Origin of the sequence: Streptomyces sp. NBC_00459 (assembly GCF_036013955.1) — a bacterium.
Taxonomy (GTDB): Bacteria; Actinomycetota; Actinomycetes; order Streptomycetales; family Streptomycetaceae; genus Streptomyces.
Genome location: NZ_CP107903.1, coordinates 2,742,998 through 2,758,883 on the forward strand (window position 1 = coordinate 2,742,998; position 15,886 = coordinate 2,758,883).

14 protein-coding genes are annotated in these 15,886 nt (G+C 68.0%); 6 read left to right on the forward strand and 8 right to left on the reverse strand.

Features of this window, described 5'->3' with window-relative positions:
- Window positions 1–65 precede the first annotated feature (65 nt).
- Window positions 66–1,238, reverse strand: a complete 1,173-nt coding sequence (locus OHN74_RS12045; RefSeq protein ID WP_327694561.1) for an HpcH/HpaI aldolase/citrate lyase family protein — start codon at window positions 1,236–1,238, stop codon at window positions 66–68.
- A 194-nt stretch (window positions 1,239–1,432) separates the two neighbouring features.
- Between OHN74_RS12045 and OHN74_RS12050 the strand changes: the two genes are divergently transcribed.
- The gene (locus OHN74_RS12050; RefSeq protein WP_327694562.1) at window positions 1,433–2,206 is read left to right on the forward strand and encodes a TerD family protein; all 774 of its coding nucleotides are present in this window, start codon (window positions 1,433–1,435) and stop codon (window positions 2,204–2,206) included.
- Window positions 2,207–2,319: 113 nt separating this feature from the next.
- On the opposite strand, the gene OHN74_RS12055 is transcribed toward OHN74_RS12050, so the two are convergent.
- From OHN74_RS12055 to OHN74_RS12080, 6 genes are all read right to left on the reverse strand, one after another.
- The gene (locus tag OHN74_RS12055; protein ID WP_327694564.1) at window positions 2,320–3,057 is read right to left on the reverse strand and encodes a TerD family protein; all 738 of its coding nucleotides are present in this window, start codon (window positions 3,055–3,057) and stop codon (window positions 2,320–2,322) included.
- A 132-nt stretch (window positions 3,058–3,189) separates the two neighbouring features.
- The gene (locus OHN74_RS12060) at window positions 3,190–4,338 is read right to left on the reverse strand and encodes a DUF475 domain-containing protein (RefSeq protein WP_327694566.1); all 1,149 of its coding nucleotides are present in this window, start codon (window positions 4,336–4,338) and stop codon (window positions 3,190–3,192) included.
- A 50-nt stretch (window positions 4,339–4,388) separates the two neighbouring features.
- On the reverse strand, window positions 4,389–4,964 hold the full coding sequence (locus tag OHN74_RS12065; protein WP_327694567.1) for a TerD family protein: 576 nt from the start codon (window positions 4,962–4,964) through the stop codon (window positions 4,389–4,391).
- A gap of 102 nt (window positions 4,965–5,066) precedes the next feature.
- Window positions 5,067–5,642: a TerD family protein gene (locus tag OHN74_RS12070; RefSeq protein WP_327694568.1), complete on the reverse strand. Its 576-nt coding sequence runs from the start codon at window positions 5,640–5,642 to the stop codon at window positions 5,067–5,069.
- A 122-nt stretch (window positions 5,643–5,764) separates the two neighbouring features.
- The gene (locus OHN74_RS12075) at window positions 5,765–6,223 is read right to left on the reverse strand and encodes a peroxiredoxin (protein WP_327694569.1); all 459 of its coding nucleotides are present in this window, start codon (window positions 6,221–6,223) and stop codon (window positions 5,765–5,767) included.
- A 184-nt stretch (window positions 6,224–6,407) separates the two neighbouring features.
- A complete protein-coding gene (locus OHN74_RS12080; protein ID WP_327694570.1) occupies window positions 6,408–6,845 on the reverse strand; it encodes a DUF3052 domain-containing protein in 438 nt (145 codons plus the stop codon).
- A 467-nt stretch (window positions 6,846–7,312) separates the two neighbouring features.
- On the opposite strand from OHN74_RS12080, the gene aceE reads away from it, so the two are divergent.
- On the forward strand, window positions 7,313–10,045 hold the full coding sequence (aceE, locus tag OHN74_RS12085) for a pyruvate dehydrogenase (acetyl-transferring), homodimeric type (RefSeq protein ID WP_327694571.1): 2,733 nt from the start codon (window positions 7,313–7,315) through the stop codon (window positions 10,043–10,045).
- A 130-nt stretch (window positions 10,046–10,175) separates the two neighbouring features.
- On the forward strand, window positions 10,176–10,949 hold the full coding sequence (locus OHN74_RS12090) for a potassium channel family protein (RefSeq protein ID WP_327694572.1): 774 nt from the start codon (window positions 10,176–10,178) through the stop codon (window positions 10,947–10,949).
- Window positions 10,950–11,183: 234 nt separating this feature from the next.
- Here the strand turns inward: OHN74_RS12090 and OHN74_RS12095 are convergent, their stop codons facing one another.
- Window positions 11,184–12,803 (reverse strand): MFS transporter, encoded by a 1,620-nt coding sequence (locus OHN74_RS12095; protein WP_327694573.1) that lies wholly within the window; start codon window positions 12,801–12,803, stop codon window positions 11,184–11,186.
- Window positions 12,804–12,939: 136 nt separating this feature from the next.
- Between OHN74_RS12095 and OHN74_RS12100 the strand changes: the two genes are divergently transcribed.
- The 3 genes from OHN74_RS12100 (at window position 12,940) to OHN74_RS12110 (ending at window position 15,881) form a co-directional block, all read left to right on the forward strand.
- Window positions 12,940–13,608: a TetR family transcriptional regulator gene (locus OHN74_RS12100; RefSeq protein WP_327694574.1), complete on the forward strand. Its 669-nt coding sequence runs from the start codon at window positions 12,940–12,942 to the stop codon at window positions 13,606–13,608.
- Window positions 13,609–13,720: 112 nt separating this feature from the next.
- Window positions 13,721–14,965, forward strand: coding sequence for an alpha/beta hydrolase (locus OHN74_RS12105; protein WP_327694575.1), 1,245 nt, complete (start codon window positions 13,721–13,723; stop codon window positions 14,963–14,965).
- Between the two features lie 58 nt (window positions 14,966–15,023).
- Window positions 15,024–15,881, forward strand: a complete 858-nt coding sequence (locus OHN74_RS12110) for a DUF4429 domain-containing protein (RefSeq protein WP_327700083.1) — start codon at window positions 15,024–15,026, stop codon at window positions 15,879–15,881.
- Window positions 15,882–15,886: the final 5 nt, after the last annotated feature.

A 15,886-nucleotide genomic window follows, 5' to 3' on the forward strand; every position in this document is an offset into this window, starting at 1 on the left:
GGTGCCAGGTCGAGAATGTCGGCCATATCAGTCATATCAGTCGCACAGGTGATCGAACGCGGTGATCAGTCGGGGATACCGGCGGTGAGCAGTTCCACGAAGCCGATGTCCTCGTTGGCGACGCCGAAGACCTCGGCGCGCAGCAGGGTCCGCTCCGCCCAGGCGCGGTGCGGCTTCACCTCGTTCATCTTGTTCGTGTACGCCGACCGCAGGACGCCTCCGCCGCAGCGCTCGGGCCGCAGGATGTCCTGCGCGTCACTGAACTCCTCGTGGCTGACCACGGACAGGGTGTGCACGGGCAGCACGTGCGAGGGGTGGATGCAGGTCTTGCCGAGCAGCCCGTTGGCCTGGTCGAGGCTGATCTCGCGGAGCAGCCCGTCCATGGCGTGCTCGATCAGCGTCTCACGCAGTTCCTCGGCCTGGCCCTCCAGGAAGGGGCTGCGGCGCAGCTGTGGCTTGAACATGCGCTCCTGGACCCGGAAGTACTCCCAGACGGGCCCGGTGACGGTGTACCCGGTGCCGTCGGCCCGCCCCAGCATGTTGACGACGTCGGCGATGACGGAGGCGACGACGTGGACGTCGTACGCGGTCATGTCCGGGGCTCTGCGCAGCCCGTACGAGGAGCAGAAGTCGGTGACGCCGAGGCGGAGGGCGAGGACGCGGTCGCGGTACTTGTCGACGGCGCGGGAGATGCCCTCCAGGGTCTCTACGCGCGTCTCCCGGTACATGAGCTCGGGGGATTCGAGCACCGGCATGCCGAACAGACGGTGGCCGCTCACGGCCTCGGCGTCGGCGAGGGCCTCCAGGAACGGCATCCCGCGTTCCTCGGTGAACTTCGGCATCACGAACCCGGAGAGCAGCCCGACGGTGGACCCGAGGCGCCGTACGAGGTCGGGGATCTGTTCGGGCGTACGGACCCGGATGAACAGCAGCGGCAGCCCGGTGGCGGCGTCGGGGCGCTCGGCGAGCACGTCGAACTCCCGCACCAGGTTCTCCTCGGCGTCCGCGACCTCCGAGTCGTCGATCGAGTCCTCCAGGCACAGCACCATCGAGACGACACCGCGGGCGACCTGCTTGACGATGGCGTCGGCGAGGTGCGGGCGGGTGGCAGGGCTGTAGAGGGTGGCCCCCAGGGCCGTGGCGAGCAGCCGGGCCGGGGAGTCGGCGGTGAACTCGCACGGCTCCTGGTGGAACAGGCGCTGCCGTACCTCAGGCGCGATGTGCCCGAAATGACGCATGAAATTCCCCCGTGGCGGCTGGACGGCCGGTCGAGTGGTGATCGAGTGTCGGTCAGTGTTGATGGGTGGCCGGTAATAGTACGTAGGGATCCATGTCAGGGGTTCCCACTGAGAATGAAGTTCAGGTAACGCGGACAAGCAGAACCGATGCCCCCGCGTTGTCGTGACCAGGACCGAGAAGGCAGGATGACCGCATGACGCACGCGATGCTGAAGGGGTCGAACATCCCGCTCGAAGCCACGACGGTGCGGGCTGTGCTGCGCTGGACGCCCGGGCAGGGGGTTCCGGATGTCGACGCCTCGGCGCTGCTCCTCGGCCCCGACGGTCGTGTGCGCTCCGACGAGGACTTCGTCTTCTACAACCAGCCCCGCCACCCCTCGGGCAAGGTCTGGCGCCTCGGCAAGAAGCGCGTGGCCGAGGGCCTGACCGACACGATCCAGACGGATCTGACCGGTGTCGAGTCAGGAGTCGGACAGATTCTGCTGATCGCCTCGGCGGACGGCGTTCCCTTCGACCGCGTACGGTCTCTGCGCATCGTGCTGTACGACGGTGCCGTCGCGGACGGCGAACCGCTGGCGTACTTCGACGTCAAACCGGAGACGGGCGAGGAGACGGCGCTGATCTGCGGCGAGCTGTACCGGCGCGGCGACGGCTGGAAGTTCCGCGCCCTGGGCGAGGGCTACTCGAACGGCCTGGAGGGCCTGGCGACGGACTTCGGTATCTCGGTGGAGGACCAGCCGGCCGGGGATCCGTTCCCGGACACCACGGACGCCCCGCCCTCGGACACCTCCGCGGTCACCACCGTCCAGCATCCGCCCACCCTCCCTCCGCAGCCGACCTACGGCTACCCGCAGCCCACAAGCCCGAACGCGACCCAACCGGCGTACGGCTACCCCCAACCGGTGGGAACATCCCCGTCCCCGGACTTCCACCTGCCGCCGCAGGGCCCACAGTTCATCGGCCGGTAGGACAGGCGCCCCTGAGGGGCGCGGGGAACTGCGCGATCAACCACACACAACCCGCAGCCGCCACTCCACAGAACCCCCCGAGCTCCACCAGGGCGCCCCGCCAGGACCAGGCGTCAGCGCTCAGCCTTCGTCTTGTAGCCCCTGCCCCACTGCAACCCCCACCCGTACAACCGGTCGAGCTCCGCCTGGAACCCGTAGACGAACTTCACTTCCCGCCGGACGATCAGCTCGTTCTTCACGTTCTCGATGAGCACCACCGCACACGACCGGGCCTGGGAGTGCCGCTCGTCGAGGCCTATCTCGATACGCGGCCCGTTGCTGGGATAGAGCGTCACGATCGCATGGGTCCGGTCGAACGCCGGCGTCTGGTCGTAGATGTACACGAACACCAGCAGCCGCTTGATCTCGTCCCGGTGATCAAGGTTGACGTACGCCGTCTCCCCGGACGCCGACCCGAACCGGTCGTCACCGCTGAGCTTGACGTACGGCGGGGCGTTCGTGTCGCCGAGGAACCCGCCCAGCGGCTGTACGACCCCCTTCGTGCCGTCGGCCAGCTCGTACAGGATGCCCAGGTCGAGGTCGACGTTGACCATGCTCTGGGTGTGGCCCTTGACCTCCTCCGGCCGCAGGGCCTGGAGGGGGTGTCGCCACAGGCTCTGCCGCTTGGGGCCGCCGATGTCCGACGTGCGCATCCGCCAGGACAGATTGATGCGCAGGTGACCGGTCGCGGCGCCCTGCCTGGTGAGCGAGACCCGCTGATGCCGCTTGGTCAGCTCGATGGAGTTGCTCGCCGCACTGCCGGCGTCGAAGTCCGTCGTACGGCCGCGCCACAGATCGTCCCAGAAACTCATCCCGCCCCCACCCGTCCAGCCCCCGCACGTTCGCCCGTGCCGTCGGTCCACTGCCCACAGAACCGCGGGGCGGCCGACGAGGACGATTCCTCGTAGCCGCCCCGCTCAGAGCGTTCCTCACTGCGGAGGTTGTCACACCCCGGACGAGACCTCAGTCTTCTCGTCCGAGCCCGTCGCTTTTCCCTCTGCCGCTGCCAGCTTGGTGTTGCGGCGCACGGAGGACCAGAAGGACCAGGCGATCAGGACGACACCCACCAGGCCGGTGATGACCTCGTGGATCTCGTACTGGATGGTGACGAGCAGGATGGCGGCGAGGGCGCCGATCGCGTAGTGCGCGCCGTGCTCCAGGTAGACGTAGTCGTCGAGGGTGCCCTGGCGGACCAGGTAGACCGTGAGCGACCGGACGTACATGGCGCCGATACCGAGGCCCAGGGCCATCAGCACGATGTCGTTGGTGACGGCGAAGGCGCCGATCACACCGTCGAAGGAGAAGGACGCGTCCAGCACTTCGAGGTAGAGGAACATGAAGAACGCGGCCTGGCCGGCGAGGACGATGGCCGGCTTCTTCTTGCCGGTGCGCTCGGCCTCTTCCTCCTCCTCGTGCTCGCGCTCCTCCTCTTCCTCCAGTTTGTCCTCGAAGTAGCCGGAGAGCCCGCCGACGATCATGTACGTGATCAGACCGGCGATGCCGGAGATGAGTACCGTCTGCGCCTTGTCGACGTGGGCGCCACCGTGCTGGTGGGCGTTGGTCGCGAAGGTCATGGCGGAGATCATGAGCACGATCAGGGCGATGCAGACCGACAGCATGTCGACCTTGCCCAGCTTGGCCAGCGGGCGTTCCAGCCAGCCGAGCCACTTGATGTCCCGGTCCTCGAAGATGAAGTCCAGGAAGATCATCAACAGGAACATGCCACCGAAGGCGGCGATCGCCGGGTGGGCGTCGGTGACCAGCTGCTGGTACTGGTCCTTGTTGTTGAGCGCGAGGTCGACCGCGTCGATCGGACCGATCTTGGCGCTGATGGCCACGATCACGACGGGGAAGACGAGCCGCATACCGAAGACGGCGATGAGGACACCGATGGTGAGGAAGATCTTCTGCCAGAAGGCACTCATCTTCTTCAGGATTCCGGCGTTGACCACCGCGTTGTCGAAGGACAGCGAGATCTCGAGGATGGAGAGGATCGCCACGATGCCGAAGCCGGTCCACCCCCCGTAGAAGACCGCCGCGACCAGGCCGAGCGCGGTGACCGCGAACGACCAGCCGAAGGTTTTCAGAATCACTGGCTACCCAATCGTGTGTTTACGGGTCTCCCCCGCTGCCGTACTCGGCTTTACGAAACGTTGACTCCGAAGTCTAGAGCGATGCCCTTCAGACCCGACGCGTACCCCTGTCCAACTGCACGGAACTTCCACTCGCCCTGATAGCGGTACAACTCCCCGAAGATCATTGCGGTCTCCGTCGACGCGTCCTCGCTCAGGTCGTAGCGCGCCAACTCCTGGCCGTCGGCCTGGTTGACGACCCGGATGAAGGCGTTGCCGACCTGGCCGAAGGTCTGGCCGCGGTTGTCCGCGTCGTGGATCGAGACCGGAAAGATGATCTTGTCGCAGGCGGCCGGCACCCTGGGGAGGTCGACGATCAGCGACTCGTCGTCGCCCTCGCCCTCGCCGGTGAGGTTGTCGCCGGTGTGCTCGACCGAGCCGTCAGGGCTCGTGAGCTGGTTGTAGAAGATGAACCACTCGTCGCCGAGTACCCGTCCACCGCCGCACAGCAGCGCGCTGGCGTCGAGGTCGAAGGGTGCGCCGGTGGTGGAACGCGCGTCCCAGCCGAGCCCGACCAACACCTGGGTGAGGTTCGGTGCGGCTTTGGAGAGGGAGACATTGCCCCCCTTGGCAAGCGTGACGCCCATAGTGCTGGTCCTCCCCGAGGTCATGCGAACAGATGTACCGAGCGCGTCCGGCGCCGCACCCTGGAGTGCGGCGCCGGACGACGGAGCCGGAGGGAGTCCGGCTCAGACGTTCACGCCGAAGTCCTGCGCGATGCCGCGCAGGCCGGACGCGTATCCCTGGCCGATGGCACGGAACTTCCACTCCGTACCGTGCCGGTACAGCTCGCCGAAGACCATGGCGGTCTCCGTCGAGGCGTCCTCGGAGAGGTCGTAGCGGGCGAGCTCCGCCTCGCCCGCCTGGTTCACCACGCGGATGTACGCGTTGCGCACCTGCCCGAAGGACTGCTGACGGTTCTCGGCGTCGTAGATCGAGACCGGGAACACGACCTTGTCGATGTCGGCCGGGACCGCCGCGAGGTTGACCTTGATCTGCTCGTCGTCGCCCTCGCCCTCACCGGTGGTGTTGTCACCGGTGTGCTCGACGGAGCCGTCGGGGCTCTTGAGGTTGTTGAAGAACACGAAGTTGGCGTCGGAACTGACCTTGCCGTCCGCGTTCGTCAGGATCGCGCTGGCGTCGAGGTCGAAGTCGGTGCCGGTGGTGGAACGCGCGTCCCACCCCAGACCAACGATGACCGCGGTGAGACCCGGGGCCTCCTTGGTCAGCGATACGTTGCCGCCCTTGCTGAGGCTGACTCCCACGAGTCCTCCATTGGTGTCTCGTCTGCGTCCAGGGGCGGTGTGCCCCCTCGTGCGCCGGTATCGGATCAACGTGTCGATCCTAGTGACGGGTTCCCGCCCAACGCAGGGCCGGAACCGAAGAATCACAGGGTGTCGAGGGCCGTCACGTACTCGTTCAGGTCACGCGCGTCCGGCAGGCCGTTGACCACGGTCCACCGCACGACGCCCTCCTTGTCGATGATGAAGGTCCCGCGCACCGCACAACCCTTGTCCTCGTCGAAGACGCCGTACGCACGCGAAATGTTGCCGTGCGGCCAGAAGTCGGACAGCAGGGGGTAGTCGAAGCCCTCCTGCTCGCCGAAGACGCGCAGGGTGTGGATGGAGTCGTTGGACACGGCGAGCACCTGCGTGTCCCGGTCGGAGAACCTCGGCAGGTTGTCCCGCAGGTCGCAGAGTTCGCCGGTGCACACACCTGTGAAGGCGAAGGGGTAGAAGAGCAGCACCACGTTCTTCGCGCCGCGGAAGTCCGAGAGCCGCACGGTGGCGCCGTGGTTGTCCTTGAGCTCGAAGTCCGGGGCCTTGTCGCCGACCTCGATCGCCATGATCCTGCATCCCTTCGATGGGCTGTTCGGGTGAGAACACCCTAGTGACCACCCACCGAGGGTCGTATAAGCCCGTCCGGGGACTCCCCCTCCGGGGGAGGCTGAGGACGAGGCCGTTCAGGCCGAAGCGGGGGTCCGGGGGCGACAACCCCCGGCGGACGCCCGCTCCGGCACACGGTGACTGCTACTTCTTCGACTTCGCTGCCTTGGGCGTCGCCAGACGACTCCCACTCCAGTCCTTGCCCACACTGACGCTCTTGGTCGCCGACAGACCCGCCGTCGTCGCGGCTTCAGAGATGTCGCTCGGCTCCACGTAGCCGTCACGGCCCGTCTTGGGCGTGAGGAGCAGGATCGCGCCGCCTTCTTCGATGTACGCGGTGGCGTCCACCAGCGAATCGGTCAGGTCGCCGTCGTCGTCGCGGAACCAGAGCACCACGGCATCTGCGACGTCGTCGTACTCCTCGTCAACGAGATCGCTGCCGATGACTTCCTCAATGGCCTCGCGGAGCTCCTGGTCGACGTCGTCGTCGTAGCCGATCTCCTGGACCACCTGCTCGGGCTGGAACCCCAGCCTTGCGGCAGGGTTAGTCCGCTCCTCCGCGTGGTCCGCGGTCGCGCTCACGGGTTGCCTCCTGATCATGTTTCGAGAATTGTCCAGCCACGCGCGTGCGCGAAGCATTGGCCGTAGTCCACACGGGCGGGGCGGATCGCGCAAGTACCCGGCCGCCGAGACCGCCGAAACGGTGACGATCCTGGCGGTGTCGCCGCAACTTCAGACAGCGACTCCCGGGAACTAGTGACGCACACCACACCATTCTGCCCGCTTTGCGGTTTTGCTGCTCCCGAGTGGCTCCCGAACCTCTCACACATGCGTACGAGATCCGAATCGCTTTACGGAACACGTCACGGACTGGGCGTATCGTTGCGATTTGGCTGCGGACACCCCGCCCGGCGATCTCCACCGGGCCTACTTCTGAGTAGAGGTGACGTACCCGGCCTCGGGGTACACGATGGGGCCAGTGCATTCGCAGCCCCGGGACAGGCCCACAGCGTGCCCCGGATCAAGCCCTCCGAGAGCGAAGGAACAGCGTGGCTTCCGGATCAGATCGCAACCCGATCATCATTGGCGGCCTTCCGAGTCAGGTTCCTGACTTCGATCCCGAAGAAACCCAGGAATGGCTCGACTCCCTCGATGCCGCGGTTGACGAGCGCGGCCGGGAGCGGGCCCGTTATCTGATGCTGCGGCTGATCGAGCGGGCCCGCGAGAAGCGCGTGGCCGTGCCCGAGATGCGGAGCACGGACTACGTCAACACGATCGCGACGAAGGACGAGCCCTTCTTCCCCGGCAACGAGGAGATCGAGCGCCGCATCCTGAACGCGACCCGCTGGAACGCGGCAGTGATGGTCTCGCGCGCCCAGCGGCCCGGGATCGGCGTCGGCGGCCACATCGCGACCTTCGCCTCCTCCGCCTCCCTGTATGACGTGGGCTTCAACCACTTCTTCCGGGGCAAGGACGAGGGCGACGGCGGCGACCAGATCTTCTTCCAGGGCCACGCCTCCCCCGGTATCTACGCCCGCGCGTTCCTGCTCGACCGGCTCAGCGAGCAGCAGCTCGACGCGTTCCGCCAGGAGAAGTCGAAGGCGCCGTACGGCCTGTCCTCGTACCCGCACCCGCGGCTGATGCCGGACTTCTGGGAGTTCCCGACCGTGTCGATGGGCCTCGGCCCGCTCGGCGCGATCTTCCAGGCGCGGATGAACCGCTACATGGAGGCGCGCGGTATCGCGGACACCTCCAAGTCGCACGTATGGGCGTTCCTCGGTGACGGCGAGATGGACGAGCCGGAGTCGCTCGGCCAGCTGTCGATCGCCGCGCGCGAGGGCCTCGACAACCTGACCTTCGTCGTCAACTGCAACCTCCAGCGGCTCGACGGCCCGGTGCGCGGCAACGGCAAGATCATCCAGGAGCTGGAGTCCCAGTTCCGGGGCGCCGGCTGGAACGTCGTCAAGCTGGTGTGGGACCGCAGCTGGGACCCGCTGCTCGCGCAGGACCGGGACGGCGTGCTGGTCAACAAGATGAACACGACCCCCGACGGGCAGTTCCAGACGTACGCCACCGAGACGGGCGCGTACATCCGCGACCACTTCTTCGGGGACGACACCCGGCTGCGCGCGATGGTCGAGAACATGAGCGACGACCAGGTCCTGCACCTGGGCCGCGGTGGCCACGACCACAAGAAGATCTTCGCGGCGTTCGCGGCGGCCAAGGCGCACAAGGGCCAGCCGACCGTCATCCTCGCCAAGACCGTCAAGGGCTGGACTCTCGGACCCAACTTCGAGGGCCGCAACGCCACGCACCAGATGAAGAAGCTGACGGCGGCCGACCTCAAGGGCTTCCGCGACCGGCTCCACCTGCCGATCTCCGACAAGGAGCTGGAGGGCGGCGCGCCGCCGTACTTCCACCCGGGCCGGAACTCGGAAGAGATCCAGTACATGCACGACCGCCGCAAGTCGCTCGGCGGTTATGTCCCGACCCGCGTCGTCCGTGCCAAGCCGCTGACCCTGCCGGCGGAGAAGACGTACGCGAGTGTGAAGAAGGGTTCGGGCCAGCAGTCGATCGCCACGACCATGGCGTTCGTCCGGCTGCTCAAGGACCTCATGCGGGACAAGGAGATCGGCAAGCGTTTCGTGCTGATCGCGCCGGACGAGTACCGCACGTTCGGCATGGACTCGTTCTTCCCGAGCGCGAAGATCTACAACCCGCTCGGCCAGCAGTACGAGTCGGTCGACCGGGAGCTGCTGCTCGCGTACAAGGAGTCGCCGACCGGCCAGATGCTGCACGACGGCATCTCGGAGGCGGGCTGTACCGCCTCGCTGATCGCGGCGGGTTCGGCGTACGCCACGCACGGCGAGCCGCTCATCCCGGTGTACGTCTTCTACTCGATGTTCGGTTTCCAGCGCACCGGAGACCAGTTCTGGCAGATGGCCGACCAGTTGGCGCGCGGTTTCGTACTGGGTGCGACCGCCGGCCGTACGACGCTGACCGGCGAGGGTCTCCAGCACGCCGACGGCCACTCGCAGCTGCTCGCCTCGACGAACCCGGGCTGTGTGGCGTACGACCCGGCGTACTCGTACGAGATCGCGTACATCGTGCAGGACGGTCTGCGCCGGATGTACGGGCCCGACAGTGAGGACGTCTTCTACTACCTCACCGTCTACAACGAGCCGATCCAGCACCCGGCCGAGCCTACGAGCGTCGACGTCGACGGCATCCTCAAGGGCATCCACCGCGTGGGCGAAGGGACTTCGGGCACCATCCCGGCCCAGGTCATCGCGTCCGGTGTCGCGGTGCCGTGGGCGCTGGAGGCGCAGCGGATCCTCGCCGAGGACTGGGACGTCAAGGCGGACGTCTGGTCGGCGACCTCCTGGAACGAGCTGCGGCGCGAGGCGGTCGCGGTGGAGCAGCACAACCTGCTGCACCCGGAGGAGGAGCAGCGCGTCCCGTACGTGACGCGGAAGCTGAGCGGTGCCGAGGGCCCGTTCGTGGCCGTGTCCGACTGGATGCGTTCGGTTCCGGACCAGATCTCGCGCTGGGTCCCGGGGACTTACCAGTCACTGGGCGCGGACGGCTTCGGCTTCGCGGACACGCGGGGTGCGGCGCGGCGGTTCTTCCACATCGACCCGCAGTCGATCGTGGTGGGGGTGCTGACCGAGCTGGCGCGGGAGGGCAAGGTCGACCGTTCGGTGCTGAAGCAGGCGATCGACCGGTACCAGCTGCTCGACGTGGCGGCGGCGGACCCGGGCGCCGCGGGCGGCGACGCGTAGCGCTCCGCGGGTCGGGCGGTAGTTCGTCTGCGGGGCCGTGGTGGCTGGTCGCGCAGTTCCTCGCGCCCCTATGAGGCTGCCCCTTCGGGGCGCCTTATAGGGGCGCTTCCGGACCCTTACGATGCGGGGCATGAAGGAACCGTCGGCACAGGTCCGTTGGGAGCGGCACACCCAGCGGCCTCTGATGGCGCTCGCGGTCGTGTTCACCGTCGCCTACGCGGTGCCCATCGTGGACAGCCCAGCGAGCCGCTCCGTGTCGGTCGCGTGCACGATCGCGGAGTGGACGGTGTGGGCCGCGTTCGCTGTCGACTATCTCGTCCGGATAGCCCTCGCCGACCGGCGCCGGGACTACGTACGACGGCACTGGCTGGACCTCTTCGCCGTGCTGCTGCCGCTGCTCCAGCCACTGCGGCTGCTGCGGGTCGTCTCCACGCTGATGCTGGTGGGCCGGCGGGCCCAGATGGCGTCCCAGGTCCGGCTGACGACCTACGTCGGCGGGGCCGTGGTGGGACTGCTGATGTTCGGTTCGCTGGCCGTGCTGTCGGTGGAACGCGCGTCGCCGGAGGGGAACATCCGAACGCTGGATGACGCGCTGTGGTGGTCGTTCACGACGATGACGACAGTGGGGTACGGGGACCACGCGCCGACGACCGGCGTGGGCCGGATGCTCGCGGTCGGGCTGATGCTGTCCGGGATCGCGCTGCTCGGTCTCGTCACCGCGAACATCGCCGCCTGGTTCATCTCCCGGTTCGAGATGGACGACGTGGAGGAGAAGCGCCAGACGGCGGCGATCTCTGCGCTGACGGACGAGGTGCGGGCGCTGCGGGCCGAGGTGGCCGCGCTGACCGTCACGAGGGACACAAGAGACACAAGGCAACGGGTGAGTGAGGAACAGTCCCGTTAGCCCTGGCCCACAACCGGGTTCACTCTTCGGCGGGCCCGCCGGCGCGCTGTCCCCCTCCGGCAGCGCGCCGCGGCCCGGCCGTCCTCCCGGCCATGTCGTGGTGACCATGTCGTGCGGAGGACTTGACTAACTGTGACCTGTCGCGTGGGCCGAAGGGGAGGAATCTTTAGGGGAGTCACCCTGATAGGGGAACTCCCCCGCGTCGGCCGTAGATATATGCGCGATATATGCGCCTCAGATGTGCGCCGCGCCCGCGCCCGCCTCCGCGTTCTCGCCCCGCTTCGTCAGCAGCGCGACCAGGATCGCGACCACGGCCACGCCCGCCGCGACCAGACAGGCCAGGCTCATGCCGGAGATGAAGGTGTCGTGGGCGACCTTCGTGATCTGGGCGACGACCGTCTCCGGCGTGCCCTTCGCCACCGGCGGTACGCCGACCTGGACCGCTTCCGAGGCCTGCGCCTGCTGTTCCGGGGTGAGCTGCGGGAGGCCCGCCGCCGTCCAGTTGCCCGCGAGGTCGCTGTCGACCTTGGAGGCCATGACCGCGCCCAGGACCGCCGTACCGAGGCTGCCGCCGATCTGCATCGCCGCCTGCTGGAGGCCGCCGGCGACACCGGAGAGTTCCATGGGGGCGTTGCCGACGATGACCTCCGTCGCACCGACCATGACGGGGGCGAGGCCGAGACCGAGCAGGGCGAACCAGACCGACATGATGCCGCTGCCGGTGTCCGTCTCCAGCGTGGACATGCCGAACATGGCGATCGCGACGCACGCCATGCCGCCCGCGAGCGGGATGCGCGGGCCCGTCTTGCTGATCATGGCGCCGGCCAGGGGCGAGCCGACGATCATCATCCCGGTGAGTGGGAGCAGGTGCAGACCCGCGTCGATCGGGCTCATACCGTGCACGTTCTGCAGGTAGAAGGTGACGAAGAAGAGGCCGCCCATGAAGGCGATGGCCATCAGGACCATCAGGACCACGCCCGCCGAGAGCGGGACCGAACGGAACAGGTTGAGCGGGATCAGCGGCTCCTTGACCTTCTGCTCCCAGAACGCGAAGAGCCCGAAGCCCGCCACCGCGACAAGCAGGAACAGCCAGGTCTTGCCGTCGCCCCAGCCCCACGCGGGTGCCTTGATGAGCGCCCACACCAGACAGAACATCGCGCCGGAGAGCAGGGCGATACCGAGGAGGTCGAAGGAGCGCGGGGCGTTCTCGGCGCGGTGGTCGACCAGGATCACCAGGCCGATGACAAGGGCCAGGATGCCCACCGGCACGTTGATGAAGAACACCGACTGCCAGCTGACGTGCTCGACGAGCAGTCCGCCGAGGATCGGGCCGCCCGCGGTGGACGCACCGATGACCATGCCCCAGATGCCGATGGCCATGTTCAGCTTGTCGGCGGGGAAGGTGGCGCGCAGCAGACCGAGCGCCGCCGGCATCAGCAGCGCGCCGAACAGCCCCTGGAACACCCGGAAGGTGACGACCAGGGCGATACTGCTGGACAGGCCGATGGCCGCCGACGCGGTGGCGAAGCCGACGATGCCGATGAGGAAGGTCTGCCGGTGCCCGAACCGGTCGCCGAGTTTGCCCGCTGTGATCAGCGTGACCGCGAGCGCGAGGAAGTAGCCGTTGGTGATCCACTGGACGTCGGCGAAACTCGCGCCCAGGTCCTTCTGGATGGCCGGGTTGGCGATGGCCACGATGGTGCCGTCGAGGGCCACCATCATGACCCCCACGGCCACGGATATCAGGGTCAGCCACGGATGGCCGCGCAAGCCCTTGCCAGGCGTGTGTTGCGACGGAGCGGCCGGCGTTCCGTCCCCCGGCTCCGTCGTGTCGATGGTGGTCTGACTAGTCATGCGTTCGAGGCTAGTGACAGCCACTGACAATTGACAAACGGGTTCACAAGTCGGTAACTGACACGTCACTCACCGAGAAGAAGCACGAAGAGAAGCAGAAGCAGCAGTACACGAGGAACGGAGAGGCCCGATCGTCATGAGCGCCGCCGAAACCGAGGTGGGTCCGGACTCCGGCCCCGGCCTGCGCGAGCGCAAGAAGCAGCGCACCCGGGACGCGCTGATGCGCGCCGCCCTCACCCTGTTCACCAGCAACGGGTACGAGCACACGACCGTCGACGAGATCGCCGACGCCGTCGAGGTCTCGCAGCGCACCTTCTTCCGCTACTTCGCCGGCAAGGAGGACGCCGCCTTCGCCGTACACCGCATCGCCGAGGCCCACTTCATCCAGGCGCTACGCGAACGCCCGCCGCACGAGGCCCCCCTGGAGGCGCTGCGCCAGGCGGTGCTGGAGGGCTGGCACACGATCCACGAGGCCGTGGAGTCCGTCGTACCGGCGGAGTTGCAGATGCGTATGTACTACCTCGTCGAGTCGACGCCGACGCTGCTCGCCGCGCACATGCGCCGCTCCGCCGAGACGGAGGAGGCGGTGGCGCGGCTGATCGCCGAGCGCGAGGGCGTCGACGTGGACCGCGACCTCCGGCCGCGGGTCGTGGTGGCCCTGTTCAGCGGGCTGATGCGGCTGACGGAACGACGGTGGGGCGCCGGGTCGGACATGAGCGTGGCCGCCATGCGCGAGCTGACCAGCACATATCTCGACGCGATGGGTCCGGCACTGGCGGGGAACTGGCGTACGGAACGGCCGTGACGCCCCGTACCGGCATACGTACGGAGTGACTTGACCAGCGTCGGTTATCGAAACGTGATCCCCGTCACTCGGTTACCGCGAGACCCTCTCGTTCTCCTAGTGTGTCCTTTCAGTGACTTCCTTCGACACCTCCCCGCAACTGAACGTCTGGCGCGCACTGCTCGCGCTGGCCGTGGTCTTCGTGATGCTCGCGACGACCGGCTGGACCGCGGTCCGCAGCCATCGCACGCCTTCGCCGCTCCAGGCGTCGCTCTCCGCGTGGGAGCACGGACGGATCGGCGGTCACGCGCTGCCCGACCCGGACGAGGCGCCCGCCCGGCTGGCCCGGTTCTTCGCCTCGCTCACCGACCGCCAGCGCGACCGGCTCGTCCGCCGCTACCCCCTGGCGCTCGGCAACATGAACGGTGCTCCCGTCGTACTGCGCTATCGCGCCAACCGTGTCGCGCTGTACACGGCCCGTGAGACCGAGCGGGTGCGTATGCACGACGACCGGCTGTCGGCCGTCGGCCAGTACGCCGCGGGGCGGCGCATGCACCGCTACGACGCGCTGCTGGAGAGCGGCCGCCAGATCCTGGCGTTCGACCCCGAGGGCTCGGGCCGTGTCGCCGAGGTCTTCGGCGACCTCGACAAGGCGCAGCGCGTCTCGGTCGTGGTCCCCGGCGTGGACACCGACCTCCTCACCTTCCAGCGCACCAACCGCAAGTACTCGGCGCCCGTCGGCATGGCCTCGGCGCTGTACCGCGCCGAGTGGGAGGCGAGCCCCACGACGCGTACCGCCGTGATCGCCTGGGCCGACTACACCGCGCCCAACGGGCTCGGTATGGACGCGGCCACCGCGATGCGCGCCAACTCCGGGGCGCTGCGGCTGAACGCGCTGGTGCGCGGGCTGCCCGGCCGGGCGCCGGTCGCGCTGTACTGCCACAGCTACGGCTCGGTGGTGTGCGGTGTCGCCGCGCACACGCTGCCGCGCCGGGTGACCGACATCGCGGTGGCCGGCAGCCCCGGCATGCGGGTCGAGAACGCGGCGGGGCTGCACACCGACGCCCGGGTGTGGTCGATGCGGGACTCCGACGACTGGATCCAGGACGTGCCGTATCTGGAGGTCGGCGGCCTCGGACACGGCGCGGATCCGGTGTCGTCGGCGTTCGGCGCGCGCGTGCTGTCCGCGCGGGGCGCGAAAGGGCACGGCGGCTACTTCGAGCCGGGTACGGAGAGTCTGCACAACTTCGCGGAGATCGGCGTCGGCGCGTTCGGCGCCGTGCGGTGCGCTCGGCGGGATCAGAACGATCAGCGGGACCGCAAGGATGACGTGTGTCTGAAGGGTTTGCCCGACGGGGCTATGGCCGGACGCGCGTAGAGGACGCAGAATTCACGGTGTGCCTGGGGAGGGGACTATGAAGCTCGCGCCGCATACGATGAGCCGCATGGGTGACGTACTGGCCGGATTGCATGCCGCCTGGGAGTTCGAGTCCGACTCCGTGCTCATCCGCTTCGAACGGGGCATCCGCACGCCGAAGCTGTTCCAGGCGCTCGGCGAACGCCGTATCCCCCTGGAGGCGATCGCGGGGGTGACACTGACCCCGGGCAAGCGCGGAACGGTGGTTCTGCGTGCCGAACCCCGCCCGGGCGCCGACCCGTTGATGGAGGCGGCCGACGGCCAGCTCAAGGAGGCCTGCGATCCGTACCGGCTGGTGCTGCCGGCCGAGCGGGAGACGCTCGCCGAGTACTACGCGGACGAACTGCGCGGCCAGCTGACCCAACAGGGGCCCGCTGAAAGGTTCCTGGTGGATGCGCCCGAGGTGCCGCGGGCGTTCAAGGCGTACGACGCGAAGGCGTCCTTCGACGGGCGGGCCGTCTCCTTCCGGTGGTTCTGGACGGGCGCGTCGTCGGCGAAGTGGAAGGCCGGCGACCAGACGTTTCCGGTCGCCGACCTGAGCGGGGTGGAGTGGCGGTCCCCCGAGGTGTTCGAGGGTCATCTGCGACTGCTGAGGCGTACCGATTCTTCTGTCACACCGGTCGACCAGGACCCCGCGTCCGTGGTGTTCGGGCTGGGGTACGGGCCTGTGCACGAGTCGTTGCCGTTCGCGGCGGCGGTGTTGGCGGCGGTTCGGCGTTCCTCCGGAGGTTCGGCGGTGGTCGGCGTGAACTCCGGTCGGCGTGATCCTGCGGATGTCGCCGAACGGATTCGGCATCTTGGGGAGTTGCACGAGGCCGGGTTGGTTACGGACGAGGAGTTCTCGGTCAAGAAGGCTGAGTTGTTGGCGGAGTTGTAGCGCCT